The following is a 15706-nucleotide window of genomic DNA, read 5'->3' as shown; positions in this document are numbered from 1 at the left end:
CGATTGTGCAGCCGTGCACGGCAGGCCCTTTATTGACCGGCCACGCTGGCGACGCTGTGGATAATCGCGTCGGCCGCCGCCCGCACGCGGGCCGAGCGGTTCAGGTCCGCATGCATGACCAGCCATACGTCGTACGCTTCCGCCCGCTCGGGCCAGATGCGCACGAGCTGCGGGTCGATGTCGCCCAGGTGGGTGGCCAGCTCGGCCACGCCCAGGCCCGCGCGCGTGGCTTCCTGCAGCATCGCCGCCGAATTCACTTCCATGGCGACCCGGGCGTTGGCGACGGATTCGCCAGCGATTTTCTCGCCATGGCGCGGCGTCACGGAATGGTGGTAGATGACGATGTCGTGGCCGGCCAGTGCCGTGCCGCGCACGGGCTCGCCCCGTTCGGCCAGGTAGCTTTTCGACGCATACAGGCCCAGGCTGCGCTTGACGAGGTGGCGCGAGATCAGGTCCGGGTCGGTGGGGCGCACGCCGCGCACGGCCAGGTCCGCTTCGCGCCGCGTCAGGCTGGCCAGCGCGGGCGCCACGTTGAGCACGATGCGGATGTCCGGGTGGGCCGCGTGCAGCTGCTGCATGGCGCGGATGACGAAATGGCTGGCCATGGTGTCCGTGGTGGCCACGCGCACCAGGCCGGACAGACGGTTGTCGACGCCCTGCATCTCGCGCTGCAGCTTGTCGGCCGCCCGCTCCATCGCTTCGGCGGCCGTGAGCGCCAGCTCGCCGGCCGGCGTGGGCACGTAGCCCGACGGCGTGCGCAGGAACAGGGTGGCGCCCAGCGAGCTTTCCAGCGCGGCCAGGCGGCGCCCGCACGTGGCCTGATCGATGCGCAGCAGGGCGGCCGCGCCGCGCAGGGTGCCGGCCCGGCCGATGGCGAGAAAGATGCGTGCGTTATCCCAGTCCATCCGTTTCCTTGTGATTGCTGATGCATTTTTACATCATGGTGCCGATTTTATGCCTGTTTACTGCATCATGCAACGCTCGCATAATGGCTGCCCCGCTGTCCCTGCAAGGAATATTATGTCTGCCCCCGGCTTGATCCTGCTGACCCTGGCCTTCGGCTTCGTCATGGCGATGATCGATGTCACGGCCGTCAACGTGGCCCTGTCCGATATCGCGCTGGACCTGGCCATACCGCTGACGGGCCTGGTCTGGGTGGTCGACGGCTACACCCTGACGTTTGCCGCGCTGCTGCTGGCAGGCGGTGCGCTGGCCGACCGCTACGGGCCGAAAGCCGTGTACCAGGGCGGCCTCGGCGTCTTCCTGCTCGGCTCGATCCTGTGTGGCGCCGCGCCCGATGGCCATTTCCTGACGGCCGCGCGCCTGCTGCAGGGCGCGGGCGCGGCCCTGTTCATGCCCAGTTCGCTCAGCCTGCTCACGCACAGCTTTGACGACGAGCGCGAACGCACGCGCATGCTGGGCGCCTGGTCGGCGCTGGTGGGTGTGGCCGGTGCATCCGGCCCCCTGATCGGCGGCATCCTCGTGCACCAGTTCGGCTGGCGCAGCGTGTTCTGGGTGAACGTGCCGCTGGGCGTGCTGGCCATCGTCATGGCGCAATTGCTGCTGGCGGCACCGGCGCGCCAGTCGCGCGATCTGTCGCTGTTCAGCCATGCGCTGGGCGTGGCGGCGCTGGCGGGCCTCAGTTTCGTGCTGATCGAAGGGCCCGTGCTGGGCTGGCTGTCGCCCGGCGTGCTGGCGGCGGTGGCATTGACGGTGCTATCGGCCGGGCAATTGCTGCGGCGCGAGCGCAGTGGCAGCCATCCGCTGTTGCCGCGCGCACTGTTCCACAGCAGCAGCTTTGGCGCGGCCAATGGCGTGGGTTTTTTGATCAATTTCTGCGTCTTCGGCCAGCTGTTCCTATTGAGCCTGTTCCTGCAGCAGTCGGGCGGCGCCGACGCCTTGCAGTCGGGCTTGCGCCTGCTGCCCATGATGGCGGCCTATACGGTAGGAAATTTCATGGCGGGAAGTATTGCGGCCCGCCATGGCACGCGCTTGCCCATGCTGGCCGGCTTGCTGGTGGGAGCGATGATGGCGCTGTTGCTGATGGGCTTGCGTCCGGGCACGCCGTTTGCGCTGCTGGCGCTGGGTACGGCCGTCATGAACGTGGCCATCGGCATCGCCATTCCCGCCATGACGGCCACCGTGATGCGGGTGGCCGGCAAGCAGCATGCGAACAGCGCGGCGGCGGCCCTGAATGCGAACCGGCAAATCGGCGCGCTCGTGGGCGTGGCCCTGATCGGCAGCATCCTGCACATGGTGCAGGACTGGTCGCTGCGTTTGCCGCTGGCTTACGCGACGATTGCCGTCGCGTATGGGCTGGCGGCGGGCCTCGTGTACAAACACGTACATTTGCCGAAGGCCGTCGCCGCCTGACAGTTTATTGCTTGCGCGTGCTGCGCCATTCCACCAGTTCTTCGATGGTAAGTATCGGCATGCCGTGCAGTTCGGCGAAGCGCTCGATATCGTCGCCGCGCATCATGGTGCCGTCCGGGTTCATCAGCTCGCACAGCACGGCGGCCGGGTTCAGGCCCGCCATGCGCGACAGGTCGACGGAGCCTTCCGTATGGCCGCGGCGCTCGAGCACGCCACCGGGCGCGGCGCGCAGGGGGAACACGTGGCCGGGGCGCACCAGGTCGGCGGGCTTGGCGTTCGGCGCGATGGCGGCGCGGATGGTGGTCACCCTGTCGGCGGCCGACACGCCCGTCGTGACGCCCTCGCGCGCCTCGATGGAGACGGTAAACGGCGTACCGTAGCGGCTGCCATTGTCGGACGACATGGGTGGCAATTCCAGCGCGCTGACGACGTCCGTCGGCAGGCACAGGCAGACGATGCCGCTGCATTCGCGGATCAAGAGGGCCATGGTTTCGTGCGTGAGTTTCTCGGCAGACAGGATCAGGTCGGCTTCGTTTTCACGGTCGAAATCGTCGAGCAGGATGACGGGAATGCCGGCGCGCATGGCGGCCAGGGCGGATTGGATGCGACCTTCGAGGTCGTTGGAAAGCAGGGTATAGCTGTTGACTAACATGGTGAAACGCTCCTCGCATAGGCGAAAAACGCTGCAGGGCAAGCGAATAGACGCAGCCGGCCGCATCGACAGGTCGAGCGGACATCGCGTTTACTGCACATCTTCTTTCATCCGGACTATACCGTCGGCTCTAGGTTCACACTAGATCTGCTGACCCTGCCAAACGGAGTTGGACAGGCGCTCGCGGGCTTGACCGTTGCCGGTCTTACCGCCGGTGGGGAATCGCACCCCGCCCCGAAGACGTATTGTTGTGCCGGTCCACATGACCGGCGGCAATACTTTAGCACAATTGAAAAAAAGGGGCAGGGCACTGCTGAGTTTGTTATTCGGCAAAGTTGCCTGGGGAAAGCAGTTTTTCCTAAGCTGTTTTTAATGGCGGAAACAGGATTTCAGTGTAAGGTACGCTTACTGAATCTTACCGTTGAGAATACATGAAGCTGAGTAAATTACGCCTGATCTCGGGCGCCGTCTTGCTGGCGTGCGCCTGCATGGCCCAGGCGGAAATCCGTTTGAGCGATCCCCTGCCGCTGGCACCAGAAGTTACCGTTGGAAAACTGCCGAACGGCTTGACCTATTACATCAAGAAAAATGCCCGTCCCGCGCAGAAAGTGGAATTGCGCCTGGTGGTGAAAGCCGGTTCCATCCTCGAAGATGACGACCAGCAAGGCCTGGCCCACTTCACGGAACACATGGCCTTCAACGGTTCCACGCATTTCAAGCGCAATGAGCTGATTTCATATCTGCAATCGATCGGCGTGAAGTTCGGCGCCGACTTGAACGCCTACACGAGTTTCGATGAAACCGTCTACGTGCTGCCGATTCCCACGAACAAGAAGGAAAACCTGGAAAAAGGTTTTCTCGTGCTGGAAGACTGGGCGCATGGTTTGAAATTTAACCCGGCCGACATCAACAGCGAGCGCGGCATCGTGCTGGAAGAGGCGCGCCTGGGCAAGGGCGCCAGCGACCGCATGAACAAGGTCTTGTATCCGAAGCTGCTGAACGGTTCGCGCTATGCGGAACGCATGCCGATCGGCAAGGAATCCGTGCTGAAAACCTTCAAGCCGGAAGCCATCAAGCGTTTCTATAGAGACTGGTACCGTCCCGACCTGATGGCCGTGATGGTGGTCGGTGATGTGGAGCCGAAACAGGCTGAAAAGCTGATCCGCCAGCATTTCGGCAAGCTGAAAAATCCCGCGAAACCGCGTCCGCGCCTGTATGCGGAAGTGCCGCAGCGCTCGCAGACGGAAGCGCTGGTGATCACGGACAAGGAAGCGCCGGACGACAGTGTCTTCATCCGCTACCCGATCCGCGCCGCGCAAGAGCCTGTCACCATCGCCGACTACCGCCGCCAGATGATCGAAAACCTGTACGGGCAAATGCTCAGCGCGCGCATGCAGGAATTGACGCAGCAAGTCAATCCCCCGTTCATTCAGGGCGGCAGCAGCATGGGCAAGCTGGTGCGCGGCTATGAATCGTTCAGCGCGTATGCCTTGCTGGGCAAGGGCGGCGTGCAACCGGCTGTCGATGCGCTGGTGCAGGAAGATGAGCGGGCGCGCCGCTTCGGCTTCAGCCAGGATGAGCTGGACCGCGCGCGCAAGGACATGCTGCGTAATTACGAGCGCGCCTACAGCGAACGCGACAAGTCCGATTCGGCCGGTTTCGTGGCCGAGTATTCGCGCAACTTCCTGGAGCAGGAAGCCATCCCCGGCATCGCCAATGAATTGCTGTACGCGCAGGAACTCTTGCCGCAGGTAACGCTCCAGGAAATCAACGAAACGGTGGCCAAGGTGATTCCCGACCAGCAAAAGAAACTGGTGGTCTTCATGGGCGCCGAGCCTAAACCGGGTGCCAGCGTGCCGACGCAGCAGCAATTGCTCGACGCCGTGGCGAAGGCCGAGCAGCAAAAGGTCGAGCCGCGCACGGAAAAAGTCCTGGCCAGCAAGCTGATGGATGGCCCGCCGGCTGGCGGCGGCATCGTCTCGGAAAAGTTGAACAGCGCCATCGGCGTGACGGAACTGACCCTGGGCAATGGCGTGCGCGTGCTGCTGAAACCGACGGACTTCAAGAATGACCAGGTGCTGATGGGCTCGACGCGCTTCGGCGGCCAGTCGCTGTTTGGCGACGCCGACATCTACAACGCCCGCTACGCCAGCGCCGTGGTCGGCAGCATGGGCTTGAAGGACCTGGCGCCGCTGGACTTGCAAAAAGTGTTGGCCGGCAAAACGGTCAACGTGGGCGCGTCGCTGGGCGAGCTGAGCGAAGGTTTTGGCGGCTCGGCCAGCAGCGCCGACGTGGAAGCCATGCTGCAACTGGTGTATTTGTATTTCAATGACGTGCGCAAGGATGCGGGCCTGTACCAGTCCTTCATCGGCAAGCAGCAGGACCTGGCGAAAAACAGCATGGCGCAGCCGGAAGCCGTGTTTTACGACGCCATCCAGCACGCCATGTTTGGCGACAACCCGCGCGTCGATGGCGTGCCGCGCGCGGCCGACTTCGACAAGGTGGGCCTGGACCGTTCGCTGGACATCTTCCGCCAGCGCTTTTCCAGCGCGCGCGGCATGACCTTCATCTTCGCGGGCAGCTTCGAGCTCGACAAGATCAAGCCGCTGATCGCCAGCTACCTGGGCACCTTGCCCGTGGGCGACGTGCCGCATGCCTACCGCGACGTGGGCATGCGCCCGGTGACCGGGGTCGTCAAGAAGGAGATTTACATGGGTAGCGAGCCCAAGAGCACGATTTCCATCACCTTCAATGGCGACGTGGCGTATTCGGATGAGCAAAAGCTGACCTTGCAGGCACTGGGCGAAGTGCTGAACCTGAAAGTCATCGAAGTGCTGCGTGAAAAGATGAGCATGATCTATGGCGGCGGCTTCGAAACCTCGATGGGCCAGCACCCGTATGGCCATTATTCGGTGGCCTTGAACTTGCCGACGGGACCCGAAAACGTGGACAAGGTGATCGCCGCCGCGTTTGCCGAAATCAACAAGATGAAGACGGACGGGCCATCGGCGGCCGACCTGGAAAAGGTCAAGCTGAACTGGATCACGCGCCAGCAAAAGTCGCTGCGCGAAAACCGCTACTGGATGAGTCAGCTGATGGGTTCCGTGACGCAGGGACGCGACCCCGCGCATATCCTGCGCTACGAACAGCGCGTGCGCGCCATCACGCCGCAAGCCGTCAAGCTGGCGGCGCAGCGCTACTTGGACATGCACAATTATGTGCAGGTGGTAATGTATCCGGAACGCAAAAACGTTGCCGCCAAGTAACCGTCGTGTTTGATCTGCATGGGCGGCAGCGTGGCGAAGCTGTTAAACTGCCGCTTATTGATGTGATATCGCAATTTAACAAGCAAGGAAATACGATGGCTAAGAAAGAAGAGCTCGATCCGGAAACCCTGGAGTTGATCAACTGGTGTATCGAGGTCGAAGGCTTCCTCGTGGCTGGCGGCGCCACCGTGGCGCAGGCGCAGGACCACATCGAAGAGCAGGTCGAGTGGTTTACCGACCAGTTCTACGACGGCTTGACGCCGGAAGAGGCGGCCAAGGAAGCCTTGGCCTGACCTTCAACACGAACTTACAGCGGGCGGTGCCTGCCGGGCACAGCTCGGTAGCGCCGCCCGTTTTGCTTTTCTGAAAAGATTTCCATTGGGCAATTAATTCTTCTATTTATTTCCAGGCACCCATGACACTCCGTTCGCGCATTCTCCTCCTGTGTTTCAGCACCTTGCTGGGCATCGTCCTCATCGCTTCATTCTCCCTGTATTCCTTGCGCCAGACCATGATGGCGGAAAGGGTCGAGCAATTGACGGTGCTGGTGGAGCTGGCCAACGCGTCCGTGGAAAAAGCGTATGCGCTGGAACAGTCGGGCAAGCTCACGCGTGAGCAGGCCCAACAGCAGGCCAAACTGGCCATCGGCAGCTTCGCCAAGGACGATATGTATTATTTCGTGCGCGATTTCAGCACCGACTTGCTGTACGTGCACCCGAATGCGTCGCGCATCGGCGTGCCGCAAAAGAACATGAAGCAGTCGGGCGACCGCTACCGCGTGGCCCTGGCCGCCAGCCGCATCGGCCTGGTGCAGGCGGACGGCACGCGCCCCGGCCTGAAGGACCCGGTGGCAAAGATGTATGCCGTGGTGAAATTTGCGCCGTGGGATTGGCTGATCGGCACGGGCACGTATATCGATGACATCAACCACAAATTCTGGGCCCAGGCGGGCGTGCTGCTGGCTATCGGCGGGGCGCTGATGCTGGTGGTGGGGGCCCTGGCGGCCCTGATGCTGCGCCGCATCCTGGCCCAGCTCGGTGGCGAACCCGACTATGCAGCGGCCATCGTGGCGCAAATCGCCCAGGGCGACCTGACCACGCACATCGATACGCGCCCCGGCGACACGTCGAGTTTGCTGATGGCGATCAAGGCCATGCGCGATAACCTGGCCCATCTGGTGAGCCAGGTGCGCACCGATGCGGAATCGATTTCCACGGCGTCGGGCGAGATCGCCTCGGGCAACCACGACCTGTCGGCGCGCACGGAGCAGCAGGCGGGTTCGCTGGAAGAAACGGCGTCGACCATGGAAGAGATGACGTCGACCGTGCGCCAGAATGCGGACAATGCGCGCCAGGCGAACCAGCTGGCCATTTCCGCCTCGCAAGTAGCGAGCCAGGCGGGCGGCGTGGTGAGCCAGGTGGTCGACACCATGGGCGCCATCAATGCCTCGTCGAAAAAGATCGGCGACATCATCGCCGTCATCGACGGCATCGCCTTCCAGACGAATATCCTGGCCCTGAACGCGGCCGTGGAAGCGGCGCGCGCAGGCGAGCAGGGCCGTGGCTTCGCCGTCGTGGCCAGCGAGGTGCGCAACCTGGCGCAGCGTTCGGCCGCGGCCGCCAAGGAGATCAAGCAATTGATCGACAGTTCCGCCGAGCAAGTGGGAGCCGGTGAAAAACTGGTGGCGCTGGCCGGCGAGACGATGGAAAAAGTCGTTTCCAGCGTGCAGCACGTGACCGATATCGTGGCCGAGATTTCCTCTGCCAGCGCCGAGCAAAGCGCTGGCATCGAGCAGATCAACCAGGCCATCGTCGAGATGGACAACATGACGCAGCAAAACTCGGCCCTCGTCGAGCAGGCATCGGCGGCGGCGCAGGCGATGAACGAGCAGGCGGCGGGCCTGGCGCAGATCGTCAGCGTGTTCAAGGTGGGCGCAGTGGCAGGGACGCCACGCCCGGCGCAGGCGGCCGAGCGCCGGCTGGCCCACTAAGTTTTCGTCATAACGGGAACTTATCGCCTGACCATCTGTCGAACTCTTCTTGGTCCTTAGCGGACGTACAGTAGAGGTAAGCATGACAGATGGTTTTTCCTATCACGCGGCATTTGCCCGTAACCTGGGCTGGGTCACGCAGGCGGAGCAAAACAGCTTGCGCGGCAAGCGCGTGGCCATTGCCGGCATGGGCGGTGTCGGTGGCGTGCACTTGCTGACCCTGGCGCGGCTGGGCATCGGCGCTTTCCACATCGCCGATTTCGACACCTTCGATATCGCCAACTTCAACCGCCAGGCCGGCGCCATGGTGTCCACCCTGGGCCAGCCCAAGGTGGCCGTGCTGGCGCAGATGGCGCGCGACATCAATCCCGAACTCGACATCAAGCAGTTTCCCGACGGCATACACGACAGCAACCTGGCCGAGTTCTTTGCCGGTGTCGACCTGTACGTGGACGGCCTGGATTTCTTCGCTTTCCCCGCGCGCCAGGCCACTTTCGCCACGTGCGCCCGCTTGGGCATTCCCGCCATCACGGCCGCGCCGCTGGGCATGGGGACGGCCGTGCTCAGCTTCATGCCGGGCGGCATGACGTTCGAAGAGTATTTCGGCTGGGGCGACTTGCCCGAAGAAGAAAAAGCGCTGCGCTTTCTCGTCGGGCTGGCGCCGGCCGGCTTGCACGGTCCTTACCTGGTCGACCCGTCCGCCATCAACCTGAAGGAGCGGCGCGGGCCGTCGACCATCATGGGCTGCCAGCTGTGCGCGGGCGCGGCCGCCACGGAAGCCTTGAAAATTTTGTTGAAACGCGGCAAGGTGATGGCGGCGCCGCACGGTGTGCATTTCGACGCCTACCGTAACAAGCTCGTGCATACCTGGCGTCCCGGCGGCAACCGTCATCCGCTGCAGCGCCTGACGATGGCCATCATCAAGCGGCGACGCGCCGCGCAGGGGGCATAAATGGCGCAAGCACTGTTGAACGATCCCGTGCTGGAAAGCATCCTCGACCAGGCGCGCTGGGCGCCCAGCGGCGACAACACGCAGCCGTGGCGCTTTGAAGTCGTGGACCCGCGGCACGTGGTCGTGCATGGCTTCGATACGCGCAGCCACTGCGTGTACGACCTCGACGGCCATCCCAGCCAGCTATCGCTGGGCGCTTTGCTCGAAAGCATGGCGCTGGCGGCCAGCAGCCATGGCTTGCGCATGGAAGCGCGCCGGCGTTTGTCCATGCCCGATACCCTGCCCACCTTCGATGTGCACCTGATCGACAGCACTGGCATGCAAGCCGATCCGCTGGCGGCGTTCCTGCCGCAGCGCAGCGTGCAGCGGCGGCGGCTCAGCACGCGCAGCCTGCGCGCCAGCGAAAAGGCGGCGCTGGCGGCCAGCTTGCCGCCGGGCTACGGCGTGCACTGGTTCGAAGGCGGGCGCGCGCGGCTGGCCTGCGCGCGGCTGATGTTCGACAATGCGAAGCTGCGCCTGACCATGCCCGAAGCGCACAAGGTGCACCGCGACGTGATCGAATGGGGGGCGCGCTTCAGCAGCGACCGCATCCCGGAGCAGGCGCTCGGCGTCGACGCGATGACGGCGCGCCTGATGCGCTGGGTCATGCACAGCTGGCGCCGCGTGGATTTTTTCAATACCTGGCTGGGCGGCACCATTGCTCCGCGGTTGCAGATGGATTTGCTGCCGGGCCTGTATTGCGCCGCGCATTTCGTGTTGCTGGCCGATGCGCCGCCGCGCCATATCGACGATTACGTGGCGGCCGGCCGCGCCATGCAGCGCTTCTGGCTCACGGCCACGCAGCTGGGACTGCAATTGCAGCCGGAACTGACGCCGCTGATCTTTGCCCGTTATGTGCGCGAGCGGCGCACCTTTTCGCGCACCGATGGCATGCAGGAAATGGCGCAGGAACTGGCCGTGCAATGCCAGGCCGTGCTGGGTGCCACGGCGGTCGAGCGGGCCGTGTTCCTCGGGCGCATCGGCGCGGGGCCGGTGGCCAGTGCACGCTCCTTGCGCCGTCCGCTGCAAGACTTGCTGGTGGCCGCCACAACGGGGCAGTAGCGGTCATGACGCCATGCGTGCTTCGGCGTCAGCATCGGCGTCAGCGCCGGCGCCGGCGCTGTGGCGTCAGGCAAGCCAGTGCTGCCAGGCCAGCCGCCAGCAGCGGCAAGGTGCCGGGCAGCGCCACTGGCGTGACGCCTGGCACGTAGGCCAGTTCGGAACTGTTCAGCATGTTCAACACGAGGGTGTAGTTGCCCGCCACCAAGTTGTCCGTGACGGCGCCATATTGCCCGCCGCACGTCTTGCCGGTGCCCGTGCCTGTGGGCGCGCCGCAGCCGCTGGGGTCGTAGGTAAATACGCCGCCGCTGGTGAGTGGCGTTTGCGCGTAGCCCGTATTGAGGTTGGCGTCGTCGGCCAGTTCCGTGCCGCCAATGATGCCGGAGCCCAGGCTGCCGTCGGGCGCCCAGTTGAAGACGATCTGGCCATTGTCATCGATGATGCTGAACGTCATCGCCATATTCATCGTGGCCGCCGAGCCCGTGCCGGCCAGCGCGTCCAGGTACAGCTGCATGAAGGGCAGGGCCTGGAAGCTGAAGGCCAGGGTTGCGCCCGGTTGGCCGACGACGAAATTGATGGCCAGGGCCGTGCTGGAACCGTTGCGTCCCGAGGCGTCGGCGCTGCCGCCGCCCGTCAGGAAGGTTTCCGCCGCATTCACCGTATGCGTGCTGGTCGAGCCCGGCGGGAACGGGGGAATTTGCGAAGTGATGATTTGCGCCTCGCCGCGCGCATACGCGGCGTTGCCCATGCCTTGCTGGGTAAAATCGTTTTGCCCTTTGGTGACGGCGCCGCGTGTCGCTTGCGGCGCGTCGATCTCGTTGCTGCCACCGTTGATGACGCTGCTGCCATTGAGCGTGGCGGTGGTGCGCGACACGTCGATATTGCTGATCAAGGTGGTGGAACCGGTGGGATTGCTGATGACCAGGCCAAAGACGCTGGTGTAGGAATAGCCGTAGGCGGCGGCGCTGGCAGTGCCGCTGCCGGCCAGTAACAGCAAGGCCAGCAGGGCCGTTGACAGTCGGATGCATAAAAATGTAGTCATGAAAATCCTCATCTCCTGGTCGGCCGCGTTGTAAGGAAAACCGACAGGCTTGCCGCATAAAAAAAAGGCGAGGAGACTCCCTCGCCTGTGAATCCCCCCTGTTGCCTGGTTCAGACGGTAACTTTGCGGCGGCGGGCGTAGCCCAGACCCGCCAGGCCCAGGCCCAGCAAGGCCAAGGTGCCCGGTTCGGGTGTCGCCGCCTGTTTCACCAAGTCCACGCTTTCCACCGCATTCAAGGTCAAGGTGTAGTTACCGGCCGTTAAAGCATTGCTGACGGAGCTGAAGTTGCTGCCGCACGCTGTACCCACGCCGGTGCCCGTGGGCGTGCCGCAGCCGGAAGGGTCGTAGGTGAACAGGTTGCCGCGCGTGAGGAAATTGGTCGCCAGGCTGGTGTTCAGGTTGGCGCCGTCGGCGTTTTCCGTGCCGCCGAAGATACCCGAGCCGATCACGCCGTCTGGCGTCCAGTTGAATACCGTCGCGCCGGCCGCGTCCGTGATGGTGAAGGTGACGACCAGGTTGGCCGTGGCCGTGGACAGCTGCCCGACCGTGCTTTGCAGGAAGACCTGCATGAAGGGCGACGCCAGGAAGTCGAAGCTCAGGGTTGCCGTGGGCGAACCGACGACGAAATCGACCGAGAAGCCCGTAGTCGAGCCGTTGCGCCCGGACGCATCGGCCGTGCCGGCAGGCCCGTCAAGGTGGGCTTCGGCCACGTTGACGGCCTGGGTAGAGGTGGAGCCCGGCGGGAACGAAGGGAACTGCGTGCTGACGATTTGGGCATCGCCGCGTGAATAGTTGCCTGCTGGGCCTTGTTGCGTGAAGTCGTTTTCGCCCTTGATGACGGGGCCGACGTTGGCGCGTGGGGCATCGAGCGAGCCGGCGCCGCCATTGATGACGCTCACGCCATTCAGGGTAGCCGTGCTGCGCGAGATGGTGGTGCTGTTGGCCACCGTGATCTGGCCCGTCGGCACGGCGATCACCAGGCCGAAGATGTTGTTGTACGAATAGCCGTAAGCGCCCGCCTGTGCGCTACCGGCGGCACACAGCATGGCCAATGCCGCTGCGGCCGGGAGCAGTTTCAGTTTCGAGAGTTTCATTATATTCACCTCATGGTTGAGTGAGTCTGGAAGTCTTGCCTGAGACCTGTCGGCAGGTGCTCATGGCCAGTACCTAGCGACTTCCATGCCAACGCATGAGGTTCTTTTGAAATCAACGACTTGGCGTGCTTTTGTTGACGCGGTGCAGGCTTTGCCGGATGCGCTGTAAGAAAAACCGACGCCTGCCCGTCAGGGCTGGCAGCCATGCGGCAACGAGCCCAGCAGGGCGTGCATATGGGGCAGCAAGCGTTGCCCTGGCACATAGTCGCGCATGGCCGTGGCCAGCTGGCGCGCCGCCAGCTTGGCCCTGCCATCGTCGAGCATGCGCGTGGCGGCATGGCGCAAAGCGGTTTCCTGGAAGCGGTCGGCGCGCAGCAGCAGGCCGGCGCCGGCACCCACGATGCCGTGCATGTTGAGAAATTGGTCGAGGTTGCCGGCGATGCCGATGACGGGCACGCCTGCCGTCAGCGCTTGCTGGCTGGTGGGGCTGCCGCCGTTGCAGATCACCAGGCTGGCGCGCCGGGCGGCCGCGTCGCCTGGTAAAAAAGGCGCGACATAGGCATTTGGCGGCACGGCATCGACGCGGATGGTGCCGGCCGTGGCCGCCAGTACGGTGACGGGCAGGGGCGCCAGCGCGCGCAGCACGCGCGGCAGCAATTGCCCCTGGCCGGAACTGCCCAGGGTGACATAGATGATGGGCCGTCCGCTGCTCAGTTCCGGGCGCTGCCACCAGTCCGGCAAGTCGAGCGGCGGCGCCCAGATGATGGGGCCCAGGTAGTCGTGCGTGGACGGCATGCCGTGCGGCGGGAACAGTTGCGGAATATCCGCGTACAAGGTGCGGTCGGCATCCGTATAGATGCGCCGCAGGTCGCTGCCCAGCGATGGCAAGCCATGGCGGCGGCGCACACGGTTCAGGGGCACGGCGTGCGAAGCGAAGGCCAGCGGGCGGATCAGGCGGAACAGGGGATCGGCCAGCCAGATGGGCAGCACGCCCGTCAGGGGCAGGTTGGGCACCGTGTAGTGCTGGCGCACCCAGGGACTCCAGTAGGCGTTGCTGACGGTAATGTAGGGGATGCGCTGCAGGCGCGCGCTGACCGACAGCGACAGGCGGAAGTCGCCGATCACGAGGTCGGGCTGGACGGCATTGAGCAGGCGCAAGTCGTCTTCCACATACGCGTGCAAGGTGCTTTCCGTATACACGGGCTTGCCGTGCGCCAGCGCCTGCAGAAATTGCAGCGATGAAATACTGTCGATGCGCCAGCGGCGGAAGGGGACTTGCTTGAAACAAAAGTCATACCCATCGGCGCAGGCAAAATGCACTTCGTATTCTGCTTCGTCCAGCCCCTGGGCCAGACTCAGGGGGCGGCCAACATGGGCCAGGGTCACTGCCTCGGCCATAAAGAGGATTTTCTTGCGCGCCATGGAGATCGCTTGCACTCGTGCTGGAGAGGATGCCTGCAAAGTTGGAGTGGCGCCACGCCGTTTAGTTCCCCTGCCGCCTCTCAATGGCGGGCGCCAGGATTTGGCTGCATCGGCTACAGTGGAGCAAAGGAGGCCACCATGCAGCCACAATTCCGCTTTGCCCCGCTGCGTGCGCACAGCACGCCCGAACCCGATATGCCGCCACCGCCGGAAGGCGATCCCCTCAAGCCGCCGCCGGAACCGCCGCCGCACATCGATCCCGTGCCGGTCGAGGAACCGACGCCGCCACCACCGCCCGTGAAAATGCATTGAGCGGTTTTCGGACCATGGCGCCGCGTCATGGCTTGCAGCGGGCAGGCGCGCGCCATGTTTATTTCCAATCGGAAATGGAAGGCGCGGGCCTCGCCAGAGGCACGCCATTTAAACAACAAAAATGCGCATAAATGTTGCCGAGCGGATACAAATCAAGCTCCAACTGCTGAGTGTCATGCGGCCGTCACGATTCTGTTCTTATAATGAGACATCATAAAAATTCTTGTACAGGAGACCATCGTGGGCAATTCCTTGCATAACAAAATCTACCTGGGCCGGCGGCCTGTGATCACCAGCAAACACCTCGTGGCGCTGGCCCTGGCGGGCGCCGTGGCTGGTTGCGGCCTGGCATGGCTGCTGCTGCGCAGCTACAAATAACGCTCGTCACGCCCGTGTTTCCGTCGCCTGGCCGCATGGCGGGCAGCGGTAGATTCACGTTGCCTGTTGCCGATGCGCAGCGGGGCGCGTACCATGGGGGCCGAACACCTGGCCTTTTATGGAAAAGTAATGAAGAACGAGAAATTAACAACCGATGAATATGACGCGCTGGAGCAAGTTGCACGCGGCATCAAGACCGAGCGCCCCAGTGCTTGCGTTGCCCGCAATGCCAAGCGCCTGTCGGGCCTGAAGCTGCTCAGCTATGCACGCGACGGCCGTCTGTCCATCACCGAGAAAGCACAACAACTGCTGTTTCTGCGCCGCTGCATCATGGGTTTGCGCGCTGTCGCCACCGATCCGCTGACCAAGCTCGATACGGACGTGGCGTATTTCCTGGGCAAGAAAGCCCACATCGTGGCGCGCGCCGAAGGCGAAGGCCACGACATTTCCGACAAGGGCCGCGAATCGCTGGCCGACATCGACACCCTGGGCCTGTAAGGCTCACAACCGGCCCCTGGGGCCGGTTTTCACATCTTCCCTCACTTTTAATTCCCCCCTTGGAGAACACTTTGGACAGCGCGATGAACTGGTCGGCCCACGAACTGACGATGACGGTCCTGATGACGCCCGATATGGCCAACTTTTCCGGCAACGTGCACGGCGGCACCATCCTGAAATACCTCGACAGCGTCGCCTACGCCTGCGCCAGCCGCTATTCGGGCAGCTATGTGGTGACCTTGTCGGTGGACCAGGTGATGTTCCTGCAGCCTATTCACGTGGGCGAGCTGGTGACGTTCCTCGCCTCGATCAATTACACGGGTACGACGTCGATGGAAGTGGGTATCCGCGTGGTGACGGAAAACATCCAGCAGCGCCTGGTGCGCCACGCCAACAGCTGCTATTTCACGATGGTGGCCGTCGACGCCAACCGCAAGCCGGTGGCCGTGCCGCCGCTGGTGCTCGAGACACCGGAACAGCACGCGCGCTTCGAGCAGGCCAAGCTGCGCAAGCTGTCGCGCCAGAAGGTGTCGAAGAAGTAAGTGGCGCGGACATGAAAAAACGGCCACCAGAGCGATCTGGTGGCCGTTTTTTATTGCTTGCCGCCGGTTGGCGGCATGGCGCCGTGA

The 15706-nt window shown here is 63.6% G+C and carries 15 protein-coding genes and 1 riboswitch; of the genes, 10 read left to right on the top strand and 5 right to left on the bottom strand.

Annotation, left to right across the window (positions count from 1 at the left end):
* Positions 1-29: 29 nt before the first annotated feature.
* Positions 30-905, bottom strand: coding sequence for a LysR family transcriptional regulator (locus AC4BCN_RS20505; RefSeq protein WP_070302052.1), 876 nt, complete (start codon positions 903-905; stop codon positions 30-32).
* Positions 906-1020: 115 nt separating this feature from the next.
* Here AC4BCN_RS20505 and AC4BCN_RS20500 point away from each other — a divergent pair, with 115 nt between their 5' ends.
* A complete protein-coding gene (locus tag AC4BCN_RS20500; protein ID WP_490491623.1) occupies positions 1021-2373 on the top strand; it encodes an MFS transporter in 1353 nt (450 codons plus the stop codon).
* Positions 2374-2377: 4 nt separating this feature from the next.
* On the opposite strand, the gene ribB is transcribed toward AC4BCN_RS20500, so the two are convergent.
* The gene (ribB, locus tag AC4BCN_RS20495) at positions 2378-3025 is read right to left on the bottom strand and encodes a 3,4-dihydroxy-2-butanone-4-phosphate synthase (protein WP_490491622.1); all 648 of its coding nucleotides are present in this window, start codon (positions 3023-3025) and stop codon (positions 2378-2380) included.
* Positions 3026-3120: 95 nt separating this feature from the next.
* A riboswitch (FMN riboswitch) is annotated at positions 3121-3271 on the bottom strand.
* Between the two features lie 185 nt (positions 3272-3456).
* Between ribB and AC4BCN_RS20490 the strand changes: the two genes are divergently transcribed.
* The 5 genes from AC4BCN_RS20490 (at position 3457) to AC4BCN_RS20470 (ending at position 10334) form a co-directional block, all read left to right on the top strand.
* Entirely contained in the window at positions 3457-6291 is a 2835-nt protein-coding gene (locus tag AC4BCN_RS20490; RefSeq protein ID WP_490491621.1) for a M16 family metallopeptidase, read from the top strand.
* A 95-nt stretch (positions 6292-6386) separates the two neighbouring features.
* Positions 6387-6584, top strand: a complete 198-nt coding sequence (locus AC4BCN_RS20485; RefSeq protein WP_010399555.1) for a hypothetical protein — start codon at positions 6387-6389, stop codon at positions 6582-6584.
* Between the two features lie 122 nt (positions 6585-6706).
* Positions 6707-8281, top strand: coding sequence for a methyl-accepting chemotaxis protein (locus AC4BCN_RS20480; RefSeq protein WP_490491620.1), 1575 nt, complete (start codon positions 6707-6709; stop codon positions 8279-8281).
* A gap of 82 nt (positions 8282-8363) precedes the next feature.
* On the top strand, positions 8364-9233 hold the full coding sequence (locus AC4BCN_RS20475) for a ThiF family adenylyltransferase (protein ID WP_034749708.1): 870 nt from the start codon (positions 8364-8366) through the stop codon (positions 9231-9233).
* On the top strand, positions 9234-10334 hold the full coding sequence (locus AC4BCN_RS20470) for a nitroreductase family protein (RefSeq protein WP_490491619.1): 1101 nt from the start codon (positions 9234-9236) through the stop codon (positions 10332-10334). It abuts the gene before it with no gap.
* A 40-nt stretch (positions 10335-10374) separates the two neighbouring features.
* On the opposite strand, the gene AC4BCN_RS20465 is transcribed toward AC4BCN_RS20470, so the two are convergent.
* The 3 genes from AC4BCN_RS20465 to AC4BCN_RS20455 all read right to left on the bottom strand — a co-directional run bounded on the left by AC4BCN_RS20465 (position 10375) and on the right by AC4BCN_RS20455 (position 13889).
* Positions 10375-11373, bottom strand: a complete 999-nt coding sequence (locus AC4BCN_RS20465; protein WP_490491618.1) for an EDSAP-1 family PEP-CTERM protein — start codon at positions 11371-11373, stop codon at positions 10375-10377.
* 110 nt (positions 11374-11483) lie between these two features.
* Positions 11484-12467, bottom strand: coding sequence for an EDSAP-1 family PEP-CTERM protein (locus AC4BCN_RS20460; RefSeq protein ID WP_128142565.1), 984 nt, complete (start codon positions 12465-12467; stop codon positions 11484-11486).
* Between the two features lie 189 nt (positions 12468-12656).
* On the bottom strand, positions 12657-13889 hold the full coding sequence (locus AC4BCN_RS20455) for a glycosyltransferase (RefSeq protein ID WP_490491617.1): 1233 nt from the start codon (positions 13887-13889) through the stop codon (positions 12657-12659).
* Positions 13890-14027: 138 nt separating this feature from the next.
* On the opposite strand from AC4BCN_RS20455, the gene AC4BCN_RS20450 reads away from it, so the two are divergent.
* From AC4BCN_RS20450 to AC4BCN_RS20435, 4 genes are all read left to right on the top strand, one after another.
* Positions 14028-14201 carry a hypothetical protein gene (locus tag AC4BCN_RS20450; RefSeq protein WP_175560443.1) on the top strand — a complete coding sequence of 58 codons (174 nt, stop codon included), beginning with the start codon at positions 14028-14030 and terminating at the stop codon, positions 14199-14201.
* Between the two features lie 240 nt (positions 14202-14441).
* Positions 14442-14579 carry a hypothetical protein gene (locus AC4BCN_RS20445; protein WP_162995739.1) on the top strand — a complete coding sequence of 46 codons (138 nt, stop codon included), beginning with the start codon at positions 14442-14444 and terminating at the stop codon, positions 14577-14579.
* A gap of 129 nt (positions 14580-14708) precedes the next feature.
* Positions 14709-15077 carry a hypothetical protein gene (locus AC4BCN_RS20440; protein WP_034749696.1) on the top strand — a complete coding sequence of 123 codons (369 nt, stop codon included), beginning with the start codon at positions 14709-14711 and terminating at the stop codon, positions 15075-15077.
* An 83-nt stretch (positions 15078-15160) separates the two neighbouring features.
* The gene (locus AC4BCN_RS20435; RefSeq protein ID WP_034750191.1) at positions 15161-15619 is read left to right on the top strand and encodes an acyl-CoA thioesterase; all 459 of its coding nucleotides are present in this window, start codon (positions 15161-15163) and stop codon (positions 15617-15619) included.
* The last annotated feature ends 87 nt before the right edge of the window (positions 15620-15706 follow it).

It is taken from the genome of Janthinobacterium sp. Bl 1 (genome assembly GCF_058215535.1).
This window is presented reverse-complemented; position numbering and strand designations above follow the sequence as displayed.